Annotated in this window: 21 protein-coding genes; 9 read left to right on the top strand and 12 right to left on the bottom strand. The window is 49.4% G+C overall.

The window, feature by feature from the left end:
* Positions 1–8: 8 nt before the first annotated feature.
* On the bottom strand, positions 9–1,568 hold the full coding sequence (locus tag P2H89_RS32300; RefSeq protein ID WP_275835098.1) for a sulfatase: 1,560 nt from the start codon (positions 1,566–1,568) through the stop codon (positions 9–11).
* Positions 1,569–1,642: 74 nt separating this feature from the next.
* Here P2H89_RS32300 and P2H89_RS32295 point away from each other — a divergent pair, with 74 nt between their 5' ends.
* Positions 1,643–2,428, top strand: coding sequence for a polysaccharide deacetylase family protein (locus tag P2H89_RS32295; RefSeq protein WP_275835096.1), 786 nt, complete (start codon positions 1,643–1,645; stop codon positions 2,426–2,428).
* 24 nt (positions 2,429–2,452) lie between these two features.
* Here P2H89_RS32295 and P2H89_RS32290 read toward each other — a convergent pair whose 3' ends face one another.
* Together P2H89_RS32290 and P2H89_RS32285 are read right to left on the bottom strand one after the other, a co-directional pair.
* Entirely contained in the window at positions 2,453–2,878 is a 426-nt protein-coding gene (locus P2H89_RS32290; protein ID WP_275835094.1) for a hypothetical protein, read from the bottom strand.
* A gap of 128 nt (positions 2,879–3,006) precedes the next feature.
* Positions 3,007–3,957, bottom strand: a complete 951-nt coding sequence (locus P2H89_RS32285; protein ID WP_275835092.1) for an ion channel — start codon at positions 3,955–3,957, stop codon at positions 3,007–3,009.
* A gap of 223 nt (positions 3,958–4,180) precedes the next feature.
* Between P2H89_RS32285 and P2H89_RS32280 the strand changes: the two genes are divergently transcribed.
* Positions 4,181–4,630, top strand: a complete 450-nt coding sequence (locus P2H89_RS32280) for an SRPBCC family protein (RefSeq protein ID WP_275835090.1) — start codon at positions 4,181–4,183, stop codon at positions 4,628–4,630.
* A gap of 87 nt (positions 4,631–4,717) precedes the next feature.
* Positions 4,718–6,094, top strand: coding sequence for a hypothetical protein (locus tag P2H89_RS32275; RefSeq protein ID WP_275835088.1), 1,377 nt, complete (start codon positions 4,718–4,720; stop codon positions 6,092–6,094).
* Positions 6,095–6,191: 97 nt separating this feature from the next.
* Here P2H89_RS32275 and P2H89_RS32270 read toward each other — a convergent pair whose 3' ends face one another.
* From P2H89_RS32270 to P2H89_RS32245, 6 genes are all read right to left on the bottom strand, one after another.
* Complete coding sequence (locus P2H89_RS32270) at positions 6,192–6,725, bottom strand: hypothetical protein (protein ID WP_275835086.1); 534 nt, start codon at positions 6,723–6,725, stop codon at positions 6,192–6,194.
* A gap of 18 nt (positions 6,726–6,743) precedes the next feature.
* The gene (locus tag P2H89_RS32265; protein WP_275835084.1) at positions 6,744–7,601 is read right to left on the bottom strand and encodes an enoyl-CoA hydratase/isomerase family protein; all 858 of its coding nucleotides are present in this window, start codon (positions 7,599–7,601) and stop codon (positions 6,744–6,746) included.
* A 10-nt stretch (positions 7,602–7,611) separates the two neighbouring features.
* Positions 7,612–8,283: an isochorismatase family cysteine hydrolase gene (locus P2H89_RS32260; protein WP_275835081.1), complete on the bottom strand. Its 672-nt coding sequence runs from the start codon at positions 8,281–8,283 to the stop codon at positions 7,612–7,614.
* A 136-nt stretch (positions 8,284–8,419) separates the two neighbouring features.
* Positions 8,420–8,851, bottom strand: a complete 432-nt coding sequence (locus tag P2H89_RS32255) for a hypothetical protein (protein WP_275835079.1) — start codon at positions 8,849–8,851, stop codon at positions 8,420–8,422.
* 60 nt (positions 8,852–8,911) lie between these two features.
* On the bottom strand, positions 8,912–9,955 hold the full coding sequence (locus P2H89_RS32250) for an LLM class flavin-dependent oxidoreductase (RefSeq protein ID WP_275835077.1): 1,044 nt from the start codon (positions 9,953–9,955) through the stop codon (positions 8,912–8,914).
* An 11-nt stretch (positions 9,956–9,966) separates the two neighbouring features.
* Positions 9,967–10,938, bottom strand: coding sequence for a hypothetical protein (locus P2H89_RS32245; RefSeq protein ID WP_275835075.1), 972 nt, complete (start codon positions 10,936–10,938; stop codon positions 9,967–9,969).
* A gap of 223 nt (positions 10,939–11,161) precedes the next feature.
* On the opposite strand from P2H89_RS32245, the gene P2H89_RS32240 reads away from it, so the two are divergent.
* Positions 11,162–12,691: a hypothetical protein gene (locus tag P2H89_RS32240; protein WP_275835073.1), complete on the top strand. Its 1,530-nt coding sequence runs from the start codon at positions 11,162–11,164 to the stop codon at positions 12,689–12,691.
* A 128-nt stretch (positions 12,692–12,819) separates the two neighbouring features.
* Here the strand turns inward: P2H89_RS32240 and P2H89_RS32235 are convergent, their stop codons facing one another.
* From P2H89_RS32235 to P2H89_RS32225, 3 genes are all read right to left on the bottom strand, one after another.
* Complete coding sequence (locus tag P2H89_RS32235; protein WP_275835071.1) at positions 12,820–13,506, bottom strand: hypothetical protein; 687 nt, start codon at positions 13,504–13,506, stop codon at positions 12,820–12,822.
* A gap of 275 nt (positions 13,507–13,781) precedes the next feature.
* Positions 13,782–14,276 carry a nuclear transport factor 2 family protein gene (locus tag P2H89_RS32230; RefSeq protein WP_275835069.1) on the bottom strand — a complete coding sequence of 165 codons (495 nt, stop codon included), beginning with the start codon at positions 14,274–14,276 and terminating at the stop codon, positions 13,782–13,784.
* Positions 14,273–14,803 (bottom strand): YceI family protein, encoded by a 531-nt coding sequence (locus P2H89_RS32225; protein WP_275835067.1) that lies wholly within the window; start codon positions 14,801–14,803, stop codon positions 14,273–14,275. The genes P2H89_RS32230 and P2H89_RS32225 overlap by 4 nt, the downstream gene beginning before the upstream one ends.
* Positions 14,804–14,988: 185 nt before the next feature.
* On the opposite strand from P2H89_RS32225, the gene P2H89_RS32220 reads away from it, so the two are divergent.
* The 5 genes from P2H89_RS32220 (at position 14,989) to arsN2 (ending at position 18,655) form a co-directional block, all read left to right on the top strand.
* Positions 14,989–15,318, top strand: coding sequence for a metalloregulator ArsR/SmtB family transcription factor (locus P2H89_RS32220; RefSeq protein WP_275835065.1), 330 nt, complete (start codon positions 14,989–14,991; stop codon positions 15,316–15,318).
* Positions 15,319–15,376: 58 nt separating this feature from the next.
* Positions 15,377–16,222, top strand: a complete 846-nt coding sequence (locus P2H89_RS32215) for an arsenite methyltransferase (protein ID WP_275835063.1) — start codon at positions 15,377–15,379, stop codon at positions 16,220–16,222.
* Positions 16,223–16,304: 82 nt separating this feature from the next.
* Positions 16,305–17,378 carry an ACR3 family arsenite efflux transporter gene (arsB, locus tag P2H89_RS32210; protein ID WP_275835061.1) on the top strand — a complete coding sequence of 358 codons (1,074 nt, stop codon included), beginning with the start codon at positions 16,305–16,307 and terminating at the stop codon, positions 17,376–17,378.
* 11 nt (positions 17,379–17,389) lie between these two features.
* Positions 17,390–18,163: a metallophosphoesterase family protein gene (locus P2H89_RS32205; RefSeq protein ID WP_275835059.1), complete on the top strand. Its 774-nt coding sequence runs from the start codon at positions 17,390–17,392 to the stop codon at positions 18,161–18,163.
* Positions 18,164–18,226: 63 nt separating this feature from the next.
* Positions 18,227–18,655 carry an arsenic resistance N-acetyltransferase ArsN2 gene (gene arsN2, locus P2H89_RS32200; RefSeq protein ID WP_275835057.1) on the top strand — a complete coding sequence of 143 codons (429 nt, stop codon included), beginning with the start codon at positions 18,227–18,229 and terminating at the stop codon, positions 18,653–18,655.
* Positions 18,656–18,816: the final 161 nt, after the last annotated feature.

Raw genomic sequence — 18,816 nt, 5'->3', positions numbered from 1 at the left:
ATAATCCATTATTCAATAGACTGCTCAAAAATAACTTTCGCCTCCGTGTCCTCGTATTGATCGATCAGGGCAGCGAGTTGCTTTTTCAAGCCAGCGGCCACTTCCTTACCCTTTGGCGTGGGATAGATATTATTCAATTCGTGTGGATCCTTTTCCAGGTCAAACAACTCCCAGCTCTCTACCCGCTTGTAAAAACGGATCAGCTTATACCGCTTGGTTTTGATCCCGAAATGCGGCGACACCGCATGCTCGCCATTCTCATAATAATGGTAATACAGGGCATCACGTGTGGCATGGTGCCCCTTGTTGAACAAAGGAAGAAATGAAAGCCCCTGCAGGTCCGCCGGCTTATTGGCTTTAGCAGCATCCAGCAAGGTGGGCGCAATATCGAGGTTCATCACAAAATCATTGACCTTGCTGCCGGGTTTGATAACGCCGGGGTAGCGCATCACCATAGGGGTGCGGAACGATTCTTCGTACATGAATCGTTTATCAAACCAGCCATGCTCGCCCATATAAAAGCCCTGGTCCGATAGATAGATCACAATGGTATTCTTTGTAAGATCATGCTGGTCGAGATAATCCAGTACCCGGCCTATATTCCTGTCGAGCGAAGCTGCCGTAGCGAGGTAGTCGCGCAGGTACCGCTGATATTTCCACTCCACCAGCTCCTTACCGCTCAGCTTGCGTGCCTTCAGGTCATCATAGATCTTTTTGTAGTGGTCCAGCACGGTCTTCTTCTGTACAGCATCCATTCTTTTAACAGCAGCTTGCCTGTCGGCCACCGCCACGCTATCATACATCTTCAGATCATAATCCATCAACATGGTTTTGTCGATCGACATATCCTGCACCATCGCAGCTTTGCGGGTGGCATAATTATCATAAAAGTTCGCTGGCAGCGGGAAGGTCTTGTTCTCAAACAGGCCAAGATCGGGCAGGTCGGGCATCCATACGCGGTGGGTGGCCTTGTGGCCGATCACCAGGCAAAAAGGCTTGTCCTTATCCCTTCCGTTCAACCATTGTTCCGACAGGTCGGTAATGATATTGGTAACATATCCATGGTATTGCTTACGCACCTTGCCCACCCCGATGAAATCCGGATTATAATAGTGCCCTTGTCCCGGCAGTAAGTTGTAATAATCAAAACCCTGCGGCGTACTGTCACCCAGGTGCATCTTCCCTATCCAGGCGGTTTGATAACCGGCCTGCTGCAGGTCTTTCACAAAGATGTGCTGGTTGAAATTGAAATCACTCTGCACATTGTCTTTGAACCCGTTCTTATGGCTGTACCTTCCGCTTAAGATAGTAGCGCGTGACGGACCGCAAATGGAATTGGTTACATAAGCTTTATTAAACAGGGCCCCTTCCCGGGCGATCCTGTCGATATGCGGTGTTTGGGTAAGCCGGCTCCCATAGGCACTGATGGCCTGGTAGGCATGGTCGTCTGAAAGTATCACCACGATATTGGGCCGGGCAGTTGACTGTGCAGCAGCCCGCAAATGCCCCGCCACCATCAACACGAGCATCGCCAATACTGCCCAAACTGTTCTTCCTGTTGTATTCATATTCTCCAATTAATGAACGAAGCGTCTAAGTTATGCAACAGTTGTCTTATATTTAGTGACAAAGTTGCCACCATATGCGTATAACAACACCAGCCCTCCTGCTTTTGACGATCTGCCATGGATTCAGTTCCTGTGCACAAACAAATACCTGGAACAGGAAACAAGCTGCCGTGGCGCTTACTTACGACGACGCACTTAATATACACCTCGACCAGGTAATACCCACGCTGGATTCGGCCGGCTTTAAAGGAACCTTTTACCTGATAGGATCAGCCGCCCCTTTTACACAACGTATCGGCGATTGGAGAAAAGCAGCCGCCAAAGGGCATGAATTGGGCAACCATACACTCTACCATCCCTGTTATGGTAAAAGGCCCGGGCGCGAGTGGGTAAAGCCCGACTACGACCTCAACAACTACACCCTGCAACGAATGACAGATGAAATAAAGGTCAATAATGCACTGCTGGAAGCAACAGATGGCAAAAAACAAAGAACCCTCGCCTGCCCTTGTGGAGACACCAAAGTAGCTGATTCTTCTTATCTATACGCAGTAAAAGATCATTTCACGGGCATCCGGGATGCCACCCCCGATGCAAATACGGTCAACGGCTTTGGCAACAGGACCATCCAATGGATGGCACCGGCAGGAAATAGCGGAGCGGAACTCATCGCTGCCGTACAGAAAGCAATGAAGGACCATGCGCTGCTCGTTTTTGTATTTCACGGAGTGGGCGGCGAGCATGCGCTCAACGTATCGGCCGAAGCACACCGGGAGCTGCTGCAGTTTTTGAAAAAGAACGAAGCACAGATATGGGTGGCGCCGTTTATAGACATTGCCACCTTTATGAGGAAGCCTTGAACTCTAAAGCTCATGGATGCTAACCTAAAATAACTTATCCGCTTCCACTACCCTTCGCTGCACCATCAATCTTTTAACAACATCCTCCTCTTCGCGACTGATACCCAGAGCGGCCGCGATATTGATTAAGAGGGTCTCTTCTACTGCTGACAACGTCTGATCACTCAACACCAGTTCAGCGCAATAAGAGTAAAGGGCCAGCTCATTAACAGGATTGATCTGTTCCACCAGGAACTGCAGGTAAGCAGGTTCATCGGTAAGCTGATGGCTATACGCGCGGTATTTGACCATCTCTTCCTTAAAATTCAGCGTCTTGTTAAGGCCGGCAGCCACCAGTTTGCCGGAAACCGTTTCCAATTCCGCATCGGTTAGCATTTCGTCTTTGAGGCAACAGTGAAAAAACAAATGGGTCAACGCCTCGTCCTGCGATTTGATGGCTGTAGTGTACATAATGCTCTTTTTCGCAGAACGCTTCAATTTTGATGCCATGCGGTCACGCCCCAGGCATGGTCGATATCCTTCTCGCTAAGGGTCGCCGCAGGATTTGTATTGGGCAAAAAGCATACCTTCCCTTACCCTTAGTTTACCTCCACAAACTCATCCAGCTTATTCAACTCGAGGATCGTAGTAGTGGTGGTTTCCCGGTACATCGGCACGAACTTTCGGTTAAACTTGATCTCTGCATGCGTATAGGAGGTGCGCTTCAGCACCTGGTTTGAGAATACATCATCGAAGCCCTTTACCAGCACATAGATCTCCACATCACAATCTTTCACGTCTTGCTCACTCAATCCCAGCAGCGGACTGTGTTCATCGATCGGATGAACCACCGTCCAGTTCATCGGTAGATTTTGAATCCTGCTGCGCTCCAATGGCAGGTCGAAGAATTTGTAGACCCGTTTATTGTCTTCTTGTACCAACAATGCGCCAGTTACAATAACTTCTACATCCGTAAGTGTGTGATGGTCTTTGTAGGAAACAAACCGAAACATCAGACCGGTCTTATCTTTATAAGCGGTGATGGTTGCATGCTCACTGAAAGCAAGGTAGGCCTTCGGCTTGGAGAATCGGCCATAGATCAAACCCGTAAATATCGCCAGTGAGAGAAAACCGTTGAGCGACTCGAGTGAAGCTACAAAATTGGCACCGTCGCCAATTGGATTAACTCTTCCGTATCCAACCGTAGTAAAGGTCTCCGTACTGAAAAAATAAAGTTCCTTGAACTCCTCCCAGCGGGTATGGCTCAACATACCTGTAAACTGCTGGGCGCCCAGCCAGAAATAAACGGACGTATACACCAGGTTGATGCCTATAAAAAAGAGAATGATCACTGAAAAGAACTTCCAGGAAGAGAGGTTCAACAGGATATGAAAAACACTCGTGCGGTCCCAGAAAGGCAAACCGACCTTGCGAAGATTGAAAGAGCCGTCCCGGTTCACAAATCGGCCGCCACTGCTGCTCGTGTTGGCGCCGAAACCTGTATCATTGTTGGCCCTGGTAGAGGGATTGATATACTTAAGAACAGACATAGCATAACAGTTTGCCGCAAAACTATGAAATATGGATTTCAAAATGGCTCTAACCACTGATCGAGCTCGCATCCACCCCATGGAAAAGCCGTATATCGCCCCTGCCCAATATAAAACTTCTTACCATCTTTGTACAGCCAGCACAAAAGCTGAGTGGAGCAGTCACCACCACAAAAACGGGCGTCACCGAAAAGCCAGATGAGTAGGAACATAAACTGATGATATGTCAACTAACACGGTTTCTTTACACAGGGTCCTTAAAACTTCTCCGGAAAAAGTATTCCGCGCATTTACAGAACCCAATGCGATCGCTTCGTGGTTGCCTCCTTACGGTTTTCTTTGTACCGTACACGAGATGCGGGTAGAAAAAGGCGGTTCGCACAAAATGTCCTTCCAGAACTTTTCCACCGGCCATAGTCACTCCTTCGGAGGAACTTATCTGGAGATAAAACCCAACGAATTGTTGAAATACTCCGATAAATTCGACGATCCGAACCTGCCGGGAGAAATGACCACCACTGTATCGCTCAGGAAAACGATAGCAGGTACGGAAATCAAAATAACTCAGGAAGGCATTCCTGCGGTGATACCAGTAGAGATGTGCTACCTGGGCTGGCAGGAGTCACTCGAGAAGCTTGCCAGGCTGGTAGAGCCTGAAATACCGGACGCCTGATCCCGGCTCACCCCATTTGCACAGGACACAACAGGACGGCAAAAGAGCAATGGCTGGTTACCTTGGCACTACCCAACGTAATGCTATATGAAATATACTTACCAGGCCGTCAAAGGCTTTGTATTATTGCCGCTGCTGTTGTTATCCGCCCTTGCCCCCGCCCAACTAGGCAAACGTTTCCCCGCCGAAAGAAAAGAGATGAAGGACCCGCAAACGGGCGCAAGACTCGTGTTCCTCACCAGCAAGCCACATGGCGATTCGAAGATCTATCCCACCCATCCGCAGTGGACGGCCGACGGGCAATGGGTCATCTTCCGCTCTGCACTCGCCAATGGTGAAGCGCTGGCCGTGCATGAAACAACCGGCAATATCGTACAGGTATCCGAAGGTGGTTATACCGGCATGCTCAACATAGCGCAGCGCTCCATGAAACTGTATTTTATGCGTAACCCGAACGCTGGCGCCGATACAGCACGGGGTGCAGCACCACGATCGCTGCAGATCATCGAAGTAGACCTGGCCAAAGTATTTACCGATAGCAAAGCAGGAAAAATGAAAGCGCCCGATGCCTATCAGCGGATATGCGGAACCACACCGCCCGAAATAGGCGCCGGCGGTGATATGGCCCTCGATGCTAACGAGGAATGGGTTTATTTTCGCATAGGCAAAGAAGAGGCTGCACGCCGTTTGCCGGCCGACGCCAAAATAGAACCCAGCTTTGGTCCCCGCAAAATGGGAGCAGGTCCATCTGGCATTGCCCGCATGAATATCAACACGGGTGAGATCCGGCACGTGATCGCAGTTCCCTTCCAGGTGGGACATATACAAGCCAATACCTGGAAACCCGATGAAATAGTTTTCTGCTGGGAAACCGGTGGCAAATCGCCACAGCGCACCTGGACGGTCATGGCCGATGGAACAGGCTTGCGTCCCTTGTATCCCGAAGCACCCTACGAATGGGTAACACACGAAGCCGTAATTGGGAAAGATGAAGTCGCCATCGCCATCATGGGCCACCGCAAGATACCCGGCACCAACACCGGCGTGGCAGCGCCCGCAACTGGGGTCGGTGGCGCCAACCCGGGCCAGGAAGCCGATTGGGGCCCTTCCGGCACCCGCGAAAAACCAACCGGCCTGGCCATTGTCAACCTGCGTAGCCGTGAGGCTGTCATCGCCGGTCAAACGCCCGCCGGCAGCGGCTTATGGCATGTGCACGGCTCACCGGACGGTCGCTTTGCCGTAGGCGACGACTTTAGCCGCAACGTATACCTCATCGATCGCCGCACACGCGAAATGATCACCCTCACCGCAGGGCATAAAACTACGGCAGCCGATCACCCCCACCCTACCTTCAGTCCGGATGGCACAAAGATCGAGATACAGTCAGCCATGCTCTCGGCCGATAACCGGTCCATGAACATTTGTATCCTCTATTTGCCCGAAAGCTGGCTGAAAAGGAAGTAGCCTGCGAAGGACATCTCCTTTATTGTCCGGCTTTCAAAGTAGCTCCAAAGGAAAACGTGTTTCGACCTTCAAAGTAAACCGCAAAGAATCTCCCTCCTTAACGCCCCGCCAGCAGCGCAGCCCGTTCAATACTGGCAGCAAAGCGCGGCGTCTCCGTCTGGTTATGATAGGTTGAAACGGGTTGTCTCTGCGCCTTGAAGAGCGAAAAAGGAATGCCCTGCTTTTCCAGGTTGTTGACCATATCCTCCGTTGCATGGGAAGTAACGTGGTTGGTAAACTCTGTCTGCGTATCACTGATCTTTTTCACGATGAGCTCCCAGCGCACGTGCATCACGATACGGCCCGCCGGCGTATACACATCCGAAAAAGAAGTCAGCACCAAATGATCCGGCTTCGACACTTCCTCCTGGTAATGCTGTACCATGGGACTGCCACCGAGCACTTCTACATTGATCGACATTCGTCTGCCATCCGGACCGGTAGTCACTGCAGCGGTTACATGCGCTGGCGAACATTCCTGGTAATCCTTTTCCGACAAATTAAAAGCCCATTCCGGTAAATTGATCTTTTCGATCGGTGCATTGATGACTGCACTGTAGCTGGAGTCCACTACTTGTTCTGCTAGTTTCATAAAAATAAATTATAAAGGTTATAAGCCATCCCCATCGTCGCCGATGCGGTTTAAATACGAGCCTACGTTTAATTCAAAATCGTTGTAATGCTGAATGCCCCATTCCTGTAATCGCTGGTTCACCCGCTTCCGCTCGGGCCGTAGCGTAGACTGGATAAAAGCAGTCCGGGAATCTTTCAGATCATCCACCGAAGGTTGTGGCGATCGTTTGTTGATCATGGTTTTCGCCTGTCCTGTGATCACGGGATCAAACTGGCTGATGCGTTGCGCAAGATTGAAAACGAACGCATCGAGTTGATCGTCGGGGAGCAGGCGATTGATCAGCCCATACTTTTCGGCAGTCACCGCATCGATATCATCCGCACCGACAACCAATTCGAGGGCGCGGGCGCGCCCTACCACCAAGGGCAAAAACTCCATACTACCGCCACCCGGTATCGTACTCACCCCTACCTCGAATTGACCGAAGACTGCTTTCTCGCTGGCGAAGCGCAGATCACAGGCCGTAGCAAACTCGATACCTACACCGCGCGTACGGCCGCGTATCGACACGATGCTGATCACCGGCGATTCACGCAACTGCATCGCCACATCCATCCAGGGCGGTATCCCCGAAGCAGTTTTCCGCTTCAGTATTTCCTGCCCCTTCACCACGTCGAAATGCGCAATGAAAAACTCCTCGACCGCACTATCGAAAACAATCACCCGCAATTCCGGTGACTGCCGCATCCTCTTGACCAGTTCTTCCAGGCCATCCAGTAGTTCGGGGCCAAACAGGTTCAGCGGCGGTGCATCGATCGTCACCTGCCAGAAACCCGGATTGTGCTGACGCAGCTGCAAAGGCGAGTCGGCTATATGTTCTTCAAAAAATTCCATGATCCTTGATTTAAGCGTTTTTGATAATAGTCTTTCCCTGTAGAATAGCCAACAACTCATCGGCATCGAGCAAAGCATGCGCGTAGCTGGGGCCATTCAATTCATGCGCAGCATGCATATGATCCCACGAATAGGTGGCCGTAGCATTCTTCACCAGCGTTACATGATACCCCAGCTCCATCGCCATGCGGCCCGTAGCTTCGATACAGGTATTGGCCAGCATGCCGATCAGGATCACGCGATCTACATCATGTTGCTTCAGCTGCTGATCGAGGTCGGTATTGGCAAAGCCATTTTGCGCCCAATGCTCCTTAATGATCACATCGTTGGGAAGGGGTAAAAAATCTTCGTGAAAAGTGCCGCCCCAGGAGTCCTTGGCAAAAACCTGTCGCTCCTTCGTTGAAAGCTGGCCACTGGTGGGATATTTCCAATTGTTGAAATCGTTGGGTTCCGAACGGTGGTGGGGAACATAAAAAACGCGGATACCCAGTTCACGCGCCGTCCTGATGACCTTGCGCATATTGTCGAGTAAGTGAACACCCTCGATCACTTCCTTCGATTTGGGATAAGATTTCCCATCGGGGTGCAGGAAATCGTTGTACGGGTCTACGAGTAAGATGCCCGTACGGGTTGGTTCATAGGTGCCATACCTGGCAAATCCGTTTTCTGTATGCTTGTCCATATTGATACTTTTAGATGATGATTACATTCACCACCTAAAGTTCCGGTAGTAGCGGGATCAGCCCAAGCACCACACCGGTCAAACGGACCATATGATAAGTGAAGCGGCCCATATCGCGGGCGAAACAATATCACAGCTATAGCTTGATCTCTTCTACCAGTACATCCCAATGGGCCAGTAATAAAGAAAAGCGGTGCTGCTCGTCTTTGTCTAATTTCTCGAGGTCGGGATATAATGCTTTCTTATAAGGAGCAGTGAGGTTGGGGTCGAAAGCAGCTTGCAGATTTTTGAACCGGATGGTCACTTTAAAGTCCCACCGGGTCTCCTCCCCCGCGTGCAAACTGGGCTTTACAGCAACCACCGTGAGCACATCGCCTTTTTCCTGGGCCTTCTTCAAGAAGGGGTAATGGTTTTTCTTCCATAGTTCGATGAACTCCGCAGCATACCCCCATTTTACTTTGTAATAATTCTCGATGACCGCCGGCTCGTTGGCGCTTTGAGCATACATACTGGTGCTACACAGAGCGACCAGCAATAGCAACATGATGCGATAAAGTATTGGCTTCATACAAAATAACTTATTGAATTAACGGAATAGCGGATGTATTCTTGCCATAGGTTAGCTTGACTAAATAGTGACAGCATCCGCAAAACTGGGTTGTATAATAGCTTCCGAAAAGCGCTCCATTTCCTCCAGTTGCGGACTGCATTGCAGTAAAAAGAAGTCGACACCGATACGTTCAAACTCGCCGATCGTGTCCTGTACCTTACCAGGCGTACCGGTTAGCCCCGTACGTAACCCGCGATTGGAGACCGAGTAATCTTCCAGCGACACCCGCTGCTCCAGCTGCGTGCCCGAGATCCATTGCTGGTAATTGTGATACCCCGCGCTGCCTTCCTGCACATTCGTAATACGTTGCAACTCCTTCTTTACTTCCTGCTCGCTGTTGCGGATGATGCTGTAAGCGGCTACCCCAAATTTCATCGGGGGCAGATTCTTTCGCGCACGCCGTTCCTTCATGTCATTGATTCGGCGGGCGATCACCTCTACCGAATCGCCATGCATCACATAACCATCACAGGTCGAAGAGATCAGGTCTTTGGCCGTATCCGATTCGCCGCCCGCATAGATGAAAGGCCGCGGAGCGGAAACCGGCTTCGGCTGCAGTACATTATCTTTTACTTTATAATACTTTCCGTCAAAATTATACCCATCCCGCTTCCACACATTATCGAGCACGGTTAGCCATTCGGCTGTCCGGGCATAACGATCATCATGTTGTTCAAAATGAACACCATACTTTTCTGCCTCATCTTTCCACCAACTCGATACAACGTTCAAAGTGATGCGGCCATTACTGATGTGATCGATATTGGCCGCTTGCTTGGCCAGCAAAGCCGGATTATGAAATGTCGGCCGCACCGCCACCATCAATTCAATGCGTTTGGTAACAGCGGCCAGCGCAGCAGCCGTACTCCAGGCGTCGAGCGAATGCCCCTGCACGCCCTTGATATCATTGAGATTGAGCTCCGCGATCAGCGAAACATCATATCCCCAGTCCTCACTTTTGATGGCCAGGTTTTTAACATAATCCCAGGTGGGCGACATCTGCTCGTCGGCTACATTGCGCAGCCATCCGCCAAAAACAGGAAGCCAGTAACCATATTTCATAGTCAGTATAATTAATGGGCGTGGGTTAATGGGGATACAGTTTGAGCTGCTTTCGTCTGGAGAAAGTCCACCAGTTTTTTGTGCGGGTTGAACCCGATCACATTATCAGCATCGGCCACAAAGTTCGAAAGCGCATTGATATCATAGTAAAGTAAGGAGCCATCACGATCATCGATGATGTATTCAATACCGCCCACATCGATACCCGTCTCTTGCACGATTGTTTCAATCGCCTGGATCACCTCATCAGGAGGAGTATAAGCTTCTACTTTCAGTCCGTTCTTCGGCGCATCCAGCGCACAGGCATTGCGTACCAGTTCTTTGCCATCGTTCGTTTGGCAAATGTCGGCGGGACATAGATTAAAACTCTCCCCGGTCGTGTACACACGGATTGCATATAAGTATTTACCACCCAGCGTCTCAACCCGGGTAATGAAACCTCCACGCGCCGGGATAAATTCCTGCAGTAGCGCAGTATGATCGATACCAAATGAAATATCGCCTTGCACTACAGCCTCCTGCAGCACTTCCAGCGAATCATAACGTGTAATACCGGCACCGCTGCCACCGATATTCGCCTTCACCACTACCGGAAACCGGAGCCCCTCTGCAGCCGCTGCCAGCTGACTTACGTGGTTCACCACCCTGGCCTTCGGATAACCGAGTCCCAGTCGCTCCAGCAGACTCAGTTGCAATGCTTTCGACGTTTCGTACGTAAAGGCTTTGTAACCATTGACCGTTGGTATCCCGTTGTCTTCCAGGTGCTTCAAAAAGTTGAGGGTGTAAAAGATGCCCTGCACCCCATCCCGCAGGTAAGCCGAAGGGCTCATGCGATTAAAGAACAAAGCATAAGGATATGTTTTCTCTTCTATATCAAAATAATGTCGTGTAGGATCAAGCTGCACATAGGGAATCTGGCGGGCCGAAAGTTCATTGAATAAAGGCCTGAACCAATCAGGATGCTCATGAAAGATAGCGTACATAGTAGATTATTGTCTACCAAATATATAGACTATCAAGCAATGAAAGGGTATTTGCAGTAAAAAAATAAGCCAAAACCTACACATCCTTGAAATAAGTTCACAACACGAACCCTTCCGGCTATCTTATCGGTCGTTTCGAAAACCCATATGGGCATTTCGGACGATTACACTTTTGAACTTCCCGGCCAAAAATATCTTTGGGCTAACAAATAATCCAAATCTCATGAAGAACAGATTACCCTGGGTCATTGCGGCCATGCTTTGCTGCACGGCCTGCCACAAAAGCGACGACACCCCGCTATCTCAATTCTCAACCAACAAGACCGGAATTACCCTGCAAGGATATATTGATGCGCTCGACAGTATTAGCATCACCAGTGATGGTGCGTGGAGTTTGAGTACGCCCCCATCGGCCGATTGGCTGCAGGTTAGTTCAACAAAGGGCAGTGGCTCGGCCACAGTTTATGTTAAGAACAATAAGGAAATTGCCGGCACAGCGGAAGAGGTAACGCTGACTATTACCTCCGCCGATCAGCGCGTGCCAGCCACTTCAATAAAGATCAATCGTACACCATACTTTAAAAAGGTTTTCTCACAACTGGCGAGCGATAATTTCCACATATCGTTTAACAGTGGGGTGGCTACCACAGATGGTGGTGTCATCATGGTTGGAACTGTATTTGGAACGATTCCGGGGCGCACTGAACCTCAGGAAGAGGGCATCATTGCCAGATTTAATAGTGCTGGCGCGCTACAGTGGAAGAAATTGATTGGCGGTTCAAAAGCAGATTATCTCAATAAAATCGTTGCCACCAGCGATGGTAATTATATGATCGCCGGCAATACCAGGAGCAACGATGGAACTATTGAAAATGGGAACAAAGGCAACTTCGACTATTGGATCACCAGGATCAACGACCAGGGTATTATAGCCTGGAGCCGCACGTACGGAGGCTCCGGTATCGATGCCGCACAAAGTATAGCAGCTCTTTCCGGTGGTAAATGTTTTTTTACTGGTTATTCAAGCAGCGCCGGTGGACAGGTAGGGGGAAGTTCCGATGTCAACAACAAAGCATGGAACATAATTGTAGCTCCGGATGGTGATTTGTTGAGCGGATTTACAATCGGCGAAACTGGTAATGACTTGATGGGCCGCCACGTGATCCCTACCAACGATGGCAAGTTTCTATTGATAGGCAACATTGGCGGAGGTGGCCCCTGGCGCGCCTGGATGGCAAAATGCACGCCCGAGGGAACCATTTTATGGCAACAAACCCATGGAGGATATAACAATATCGATATGGGAAGCGGGGTGGTAACGAACGACGGCGGATACCTCGTTGCGGGAAAGGCCTATAATCAACAAACAGAAAGTATGGATATCCTGGTGATCAAAACCAACGCAGAAGGTAACCAATCATGGCAAAAGCTCTTTGGTGGAAATATGGAGGAGCAAGGAGGCGCGTTGGCAATCGCCCCCGATGGCGCTTACTACCTCGTTGCCACTACACAAAGCAACGATGCCACCGTGCCTGGTCATCATGGAGGCAAGGACGCCTGGTTGTTGCAGCTAAATGCACAAGGCAACAAACAATGGGCCAAAGCGCTGGGAGGAACCCTTAATGACTATGCCAATACTATTATAAAGACTACCGACAACAAATATTTGATGGGTGGAACTTCTACAAGTAACGACGGAGACCTCACCGGAAACGGCACTTTTGAAAGTGGCTGGATCCTTAAATTCGAATAGCGCAACGCTGGCATATACAGCAAGAAGTAGGATCTCAAAATACTTTTGAGGTCCTACTTGTTTTAGAACCTTGCCCGTCAGGCACAAATATTACATTCAATTGTCCGGCACTGCCTCTAATTGCTCCTTTATTCATTAAAAAAGCTGCGCAAATTTACAATGGCTGCCTGTCCTGCATCTGGTTTGATCAAACCAGCCATTGGTCTCGCAAGATCCATCGTGATATACAGAATGCCCGAAGCCAGCAAGGCAAACACAGCAATAACGATCCATTCTTTCCGCTTAATGGTGGGGGTGGTAAATCCACCGACAAGACATATTGCTAATACAAGTATGATCAGCATGATCGAAATTGGGGCCGGAATGCCGGAACTTAACAGCACTTCTCTTTTAATACCGATATCGAATAAATTGGTCAGGGAGCTGGCCATACCGTTCGCAGCACTGCTTAATGGCACATTTTTGGAATGTACAACGGTCATAGCCCAGAGCGCGTGCGCTGTTTTAGTCAACGCCTCCCTGTTTTTCCTGAATTCTGCTTCATTATTGGCATATTCATAATAAGCAATCCGTTCTTCCAGGTAACTACGCAATTCTGTACGGTAAGCCCGCCTGATACTGTCGGGAAAGAAATCGGCTTTAAGGATGGTAGTGCGCAGCATATTAGCTTCGTCCACAATATAACCCCGCACGTTCTCGAAGCGGTTGCCAGACTGACTAAAGGTAAAAGCCAGCATAAAACCCCACAGGCCAAACAATGCGCCCAATAACGCATTGACGCCGCCAAGGGTGTCCGTATCTCCCGCATGCCACATTTTTTTTCTCAATCGGTTACCCAACCTTAGCATGAGCAACATGGTCAAAAAAAGACCAAAACAAATTACGGAAGCGTCGAATTTTGCAAATATAGACCTGTCCATTGCCTTTATTGTTAGTGATATAAAGGAACTATCGTCGGATTGGCGGCGGAGATAGGTATGGAAGAAACGTCTTTGGGGAAATAAAGCAGTATAAAGTTACTGAATATCTTAAGAATAGGCAACGTCACAATATCCCACGAAAAAAGCCGGCGCAAGGCCGGCTTCAATATTCACAATACTGCATCCTGGTACCGCTGCAGCACATCGGCGTTGTCGATAGAACCGTGATGGTGCAATTGCACCCAATGATGATGGTGCGGCTGGAACCCGAAGATCCTGCTGGTCCTTATCTTCAACGGAATGGTAACCCCATCGCTCGTGAAAGCGCCCGATTCAGTGCCTGTAAACACCACCAGTTCGTCCGTTGCATAAAACCCGATATCCGACAGTTCCACCCATACCCTGGCACGGCCATAGAAGATCCTGTCATATATCTCCATCACCGCTTCCTTACCCCTCGCCATGCTGCCTACCGGGTTGTTGAGGAGGATGGCATCGCTGTCATCCCATACAAAATGCATGGTGGCAATGTCCCGGTTATTAAAACCATAATAAAAAGATTCCAGCGCAGCCAGGGCGCCCTCGAATCCCCGATGCGCTGCTTCCGCTTTCCTGGACCGCGCATGCATGCCAAAAACACCTTCATATTTGTTGATCGTTATCATATACTTGTATTTAAAGCTTTAGCAGTCAGGTTCACGTCCAGGGTAAAATCATTGTAGATCAGCGTATCCCCCAGGTTTTGGAAAAAATTGCCCGACCGGAATTTGATCCCGTAATTCGTACGATCGACCACGATAGTGGCAGAAGCCTTGAGCGTATCACCGGTAATATGGGTCTCCGCCGCAAAATCAACCGAATGACTGATCCCTTTAATAGTAAGATCGCCTGTAACACGGCTGTCCTGTACGCCGGTGATCACCAGCAACGCTTCCGGATACCGGACAGTGGAGAAAAAATCGTCCGAAGCCAGGTGATCGGCAAATTGCTTGTTCAGCGCCGCATCCGCCACATCATCGATCTTGATCGAGGTAGTGTCAACCACAAAGCCGCCGCCGGTTAACTGACCATCAAGTATATCCAGGCGGCCAGACTTAATGCCGATGGTGCCAAAGTGAGAACCGGTAACCTTTTTGCCCGTCCAATGAATATTGCTTTGGCCGGCCACGATGTTGAAAGATTGCATGCTCATGATTGTAGGTTTTATTATTTAAAGGGGTAGGGAACGAATAGAATGCCAGAAGCATAATCTCCTGTTATTCAATAAAGAACCCCGGCATGCCAGCAACTGCCCGCAACGAGATGCCGTGGTCCTGATAAAAAAATCCACGAAATATCGTTGTCATTCAAAAACACAATCGTAATATTGCGATAGATATGGGACTAACGAAATCGGAGATATTTACAGACAAGCAAAACAAGCTCGCCCAGATGATGAAGGCACTCGCCCACCCGGCGCGTATAGCCATCATACAACACCTGGTCAAATCACAGGCATGTGTTTGTGGCGATCTGGTAGAGGAATTGGGATTGGCCCAGGCAACCATTAGCCAGCATTTAAAAGAGTTGAAGAATGCCGGATTGATCCAGGGCACCATAGAAGGTACCAGTGTTTGTTATTGCATCGATCCCAAAGTGTGGAAACAGTACAAACTGGCCTTCGATGCCTTCTTTGTAGCCTATGTAAACAAGGATGGCTGTTGCTGATCCTTTTTTTTGCCGCCATAAATCGCAATATTGCAATAAACCAATAAATAGTAAAGCCATGCAAACAAATGAAGAATTGAAAGAACTGGTAAGGCAGAAATACAGTGAGATCGCCTTGCAGGACAAAACCGACAATGCAGCCTCCTGCTGCGGATCAGGTTGCTGCTCCATTGAAACGGCCAATATCATGACCGACGATTATACCAGCCTCGAAGGCTACAACCCCGACGCCGATCTCGGCCTGGGCTGCGGACTACCCACCCAGTTTGCGAAGATCAAAAAGGGCGATGTAGTGGTCGATCTAGGCTCCGGAGCCGGCAACGACGCCTTTGTCGCCAGGGCCGAAACCGGTGAAACCGGCAAGGTGATCGGCATCGACTTCACACCGGCCATGATCGAAAAAGCAAGAACCAATGCCGAAAAGCTAGGTTATCACAACGTGGTGTTCCGCCAGGGCGATATCGAAAAAATGCCGCTCTCTGCCAACATCGCCGATGTAATCGTAAGTAACTGTGTCCTCAACCTGGTGCCCAACAAAGACGCTGTCATTAAAGAAATACACCGCGTACTCAAACCCGGTGCTCATTTCAGCATCTCCGATATCGTATTGGAAGGCCACCTCCCTCCTGCCATTCAGGAGGCCGCAGAAATGTACGCAGGTTGCGTGTCCGGTGCCATTCAAAAACAGGTCTACCTGGAGCTGATCGAATCAAACGGCTTCACCAACATCATCATCCAGAAAGAAAAGATCATCAACATACCTAACGATATATTAGCGGCCTATCTATCAGCAGAAGAGATCGCACAATTCAGGAATAGCAACACCGGCATCTACAGCATTACCGTTTATGCGGAAAAGCCGAAAGAACAGACGGCTTGTTGCGCGCCCGGTTGCTGCAATTAGAAATGAACACCATTCCAGCAAAATAGAGTTCCGGATAGTTTGCCATACAAACTGTCCGGAATTCCTAACAGAACATATTAGCATGAGCGCAAACAAGGGCAATCCCGAAGCACCCAAAAAACTCTCCTTTCTCGACCGTTACCTGACGTTATGGATATTCGGAGCAATGGCAATAGGGATATTACTAGGATACTTCGCGCCATCCGTGCCCGCACTGATCAATTCCTATTCCAGCGGAACCACCAACCTACCCCTGGCCATCGGGTTGATCCTGATGATGTACCCGCCACTGGCAAAAGTTCGCTATGAAAAACTGGGCGAGGTATTCAGGAATACGAAGATTTTGGGCGCTTCCCTCCTCCTCAATTGGATCATCGGCCCGCTGCTCATGTTCCTGCTCGCCATAGTCTTCTTACAGGATTATCCCGAATACATGACCGGACTCATATTGATCGGTTTGGCAAGATGTATAGCAATGGTGATCGTCTGGAATGAACTGGCAGAAGGCAACAGGGAATATGCAGCCGGACTGGTAGCCCTCAACAGTATATTTCAGGTCTTATTCTTTAGTGTTTATGCATATGTATTCATCACCGTATTACCGCCGCTCATGGGGCTTAAAGGGGCAGCCGTGAACATCACCATCGGGCAAATAGCCGAAAGCGTAGCCATTTACCTGGGGATACCGTTTGCCGCTGGCATACTAACCAGTGTCGTGTTGCGAAAAGCTAAGGGCGACAGCTGGTATCAAAACAGGTTCATCCCGGTAATATCACCCTTCACCCTCATCGCCCTGCTGTTTACCATCGTGGTCATGTTCAGCCTCAAAGGAAAACTCATCGTTCAGATACCCCTGGATGTTGTTCGGATCGCGGTTCCCCTGGTCATCTATTTTGCCCTGATGTTCCTGGTGAGCTTTTTCACCGCCAAGGCACTGGGGGCCGATTACTCGAAGAACGCATCGATCGCATTCACCGCTGCCGGCAATAACTTTGAACTGGCCATCGCAGTCGCCATCGGTGTATTCGGCATCAACAGCGGACAGGCATTTGCCGGAGTGATCGGCCCACTGGTAGAAGTGCCCGCACTAATAGCCTTGGTCAATGTTGCCTTTTGGCTTAGAAGAAAATACTATACAAAAACTCAACTCGCTTAATAATTACCATTATGAAAATTGCACTGTTCTCTGATATTCACGCCAACCTGCCCGCATTGGAGGCCTTCTTTGCCGACCTCGAGCATCAAAACCCCGATGCAGTCTATTGCCTCGGCGACCTGGTAGGGTATAATATTTGGCCCAACGAAGTGATCAATGCCATCAGGCAGCGCGGCATTCCCACCATCGCCGGCAACTACGATTTCGGTATCGGCAGGGCCAGCAATGATTGTGGTTGCGCCTATAAAACAGAGGAGGAAAAGGCCAATGGAGCAATATCGATCTCCTTCACCAATCAATTGGTAAAGGAAGAAGAAAGAAAATACCTGCGGAGCCTGCCAGCTCATATCAAACTCGAGTTCCAGTTGAACAATGACAAACTCAACCTCTTATTGGTGCATGGCAGCCCGCGCAAGATCAACGAGTACCTCTTTGAAGATCGTGATGAAAAAAGCCTGCAGAGAATTATGCAGGAAGCAGATGCAGACATTTTATGCTTTGGACATACACACAAACCTTACCACCGCATACTGGAGATTGACGAAGCAGAGGCAAAACGCTACCGGCATGCCATCAACATCGGCTCAGTAGGCAAACCCAAAGATGGCGACCAGCGGGGAGGATACGTGTTGCTGCACATAGATGAAAGCAGCAGTATTCACCAACGCGAATCGGTGAGGGTTGAATTTGTACGATTTCCGTATGATGTCGAAAAAGCGGCCAAAGCCGTCGAGGATAGCCCCTTACCCGATGCTTATGCCGAAAGTCTGCGAAAAGGAGTTTAACCAGATCCGACCCGCCTTTAACAGAATTGACTAAATTAGTACACACCCATCAAACATCATAGTATGCGCATCCACCAGGCCACCCCTGAATTAAGACCACAAATCATTAAGCTGCTGCAAGCTGAAAAGCTGCCAACTGAAGATTTACCAGCCGATCTTACAGACTTCCTGGTGGCAGAAAACGAGGGCTGCACAGTCGGGGTAATCGGTATGGAGCGCTATGGGGAATTGGGTTTGTTACGCTCGATGGTCGTACATCCTGACTACCGGAACAGATCTGTTGCAACAGCATTGGTAACCTCCCTTCAGAACCGGGCATCTGAAACCGGCATTCATACATTATACCTGCTTACAGAAACCGCGTCAGAATACTTCATCCGCAAGGGATTTAACAAACTGCAGCGCGATGAGGCGCCGGAAGCAATAAAGGCTTCGTCTGAATTTAGCCACACCTGCCCGGTTAGCGCCCAGGTAATGGTGAAGACGCTTTAAGCTGATTGCATCTATTACGCATAAAACAGAAGAGGGTGTCTCAAAAGTAATTTGAGGCACCCTTTTTCGTTTTCAGTTTTTAGGTGGGGTTTATCCACAAAAGCACTGTATAAAAAGACGTGACTGAGGGTTGTTTTAGTATTGTTTTTGTGGCTTAAATG

Source organism: Paraflavitalea sp. CAU 1676, assembly GCF_029223285.1.
In the GTDB taxonomy this organism is placed as follows: Bacteria; Bacteroidota; Bacteroidia; order Chitinophagales; family Chitinophagaceae; genus Paraflavitalea.
Note: the sequence above shows the minus strand (reverse complement) of the source record. Positions and strands in the feature narration are given on the sequence as shown.

Excerpts from the sequence above, each read along its gene's own strand:
- P2H89_RS32275 (WP_275835088.1), top strand. The coding sequence starts at position 4,718 with ATGAAATATACTTACCAGGCCGTCAAAGGCTTTGTATTATTGCCGCTG.
- P2H89_RS32265 (WP_275835084.1), bottom strand. The coding sequence starts at position 7,601 with ATGGAATTTTTTGAAGAACATATAGCCGACTCGCCTTTGCAGCTGCGT.
- P2H89_RS32290 (WP_275835094.1), bottom strand. The coding sequence starts at position 2,878 with ATGTACACTACAGCCATCAAATCGCAGGACGAGGCGTTGACCCATTTG.
- P2H89_RS32260 (WP_275835081.1), bottom strand. The coding sequence starts at position 8,283 with ATGGACAAGCATACAGAAAACGGATTTGCCAGGTATGGCACCTATGAA.
- P2H89_RS32240 (WP_275835073.1), top strand. The coding sequence starts at position 11,162 with ATGAAGAACAGATTACCCTGGGTCATTGCGGCCATGCTTTGCTGCACG.
- P2H89_RS32225 (WP_275835067.1), bottom strand. The coding sequence starts at position 14,803 with ATGAGCATGCAATCTTTCAACATCGTGGCCGGCCAAAGCAATATTCAT.
- P2H89_RS32220 (WP_275835065.1), top strand. The coding sequence starts at position 14,989 with ATGGGACTAACGAAATCGGAGATATTTACAGACAAGCAAAACAAGCTC.
- P2H89_RS32205 (WP_275835059.1), top strand. The coding sequence starts at position 17,390 with ATGAAAATTGCACTGTTCTCTGATATTCACGCCAACCTGCCCGCATTG.
- P2H89_RS32255 (WP_275835079.1), bottom strand. The coding sequence starts at position 8,851 with ATGAAGCCAATACTTTATCGCATCATGTTGCTATTGCTGGTCGCTCTG.
- P2H89_RS32285 (WP_275835092.1), bottom strand. The coding sequence starts at position 3,957 with ATGTCTGTTCTTAAGTATATCAATCCCTCTACCAGGGCCAACAATGAT.
- P2H89_RS32280 (WP_275835090.1), top strand. The coding sequence starts at position 4,181 with ATGTCAACTAACACGGTTTCTTTACACAGGGTCCTTAAAACTTCTCCG.
- P2H89_RS32245 (WP_275835075.1), bottom strand. The coding sequence starts at position 10,938 with ATGTACGCTATCTTTCATGAGCATCCTGATTGGTTCAGGCCTTTATTC.
- P2H89_RS32230 (WP_275835069.1), bottom strand. The coding sequence starts at position 14,276 with ATGATAACGATCAACAAATATGAAGGTGTTTTTGGCATGCATGCGCGG.
- arsN2 (WP_275835057.1), top strand. The coding sequence starts at position 18,227 with ATGCGCATCCACCAGGCCACCCCTGAATTAAGACCACAAATCATTAAG.
- P2H89_RS32250 (WP_275835077.1), bottom strand. The coding sequence starts at position 9,955 with ATGAAATATGGTTACTGGCTTCCTGTTTTTGGCGGATGGCTGCGCAAT.
- P2H89_RS32300 (WP_275835098.1), bottom strand. The coding sequence starts at position 1,568 with ATGAATACAACAGGAAGAACAGTTTGGGCAGTATTGGCGATGCTCGTG.
- arsB (WP_275835061.1), top strand. The coding sequence starts at position 16,305 with ATGAGCGCAAACAAGGGCAATCCCGAAGCACCCAAAAAACTCTCCTTT.
- P2H89_RS32270 (WP_275835086.1), bottom strand. The coding sequence starts at position 6,725 with ATGAAACTAGCAGAACAAGTAGTGGACTCCAGCTACAGTGCAGTCATC.
- P2H89_RS32215 (WP_275835063.1), top strand. The coding sequence starts at position 15,377 with ATGCAAACAAATGAAGAATTGAAAGAACTGGTAAGGCAGAAATACAGT.
- P2H89_RS32295 (WP_275835096.1), top strand. The coding sequence starts at position 1,643 with ATGCGTATAACAACACCAGCCCTCCTGCTTTTGACGATCTGCCATGGA.
- P2H89_RS32235 (WP_275835071.1), bottom strand. The coding sequence starts at position 13,506 with ATGTGGCATGCGGGAGATACGGACACCCTTGGCGGCGTCAATGCGTTA.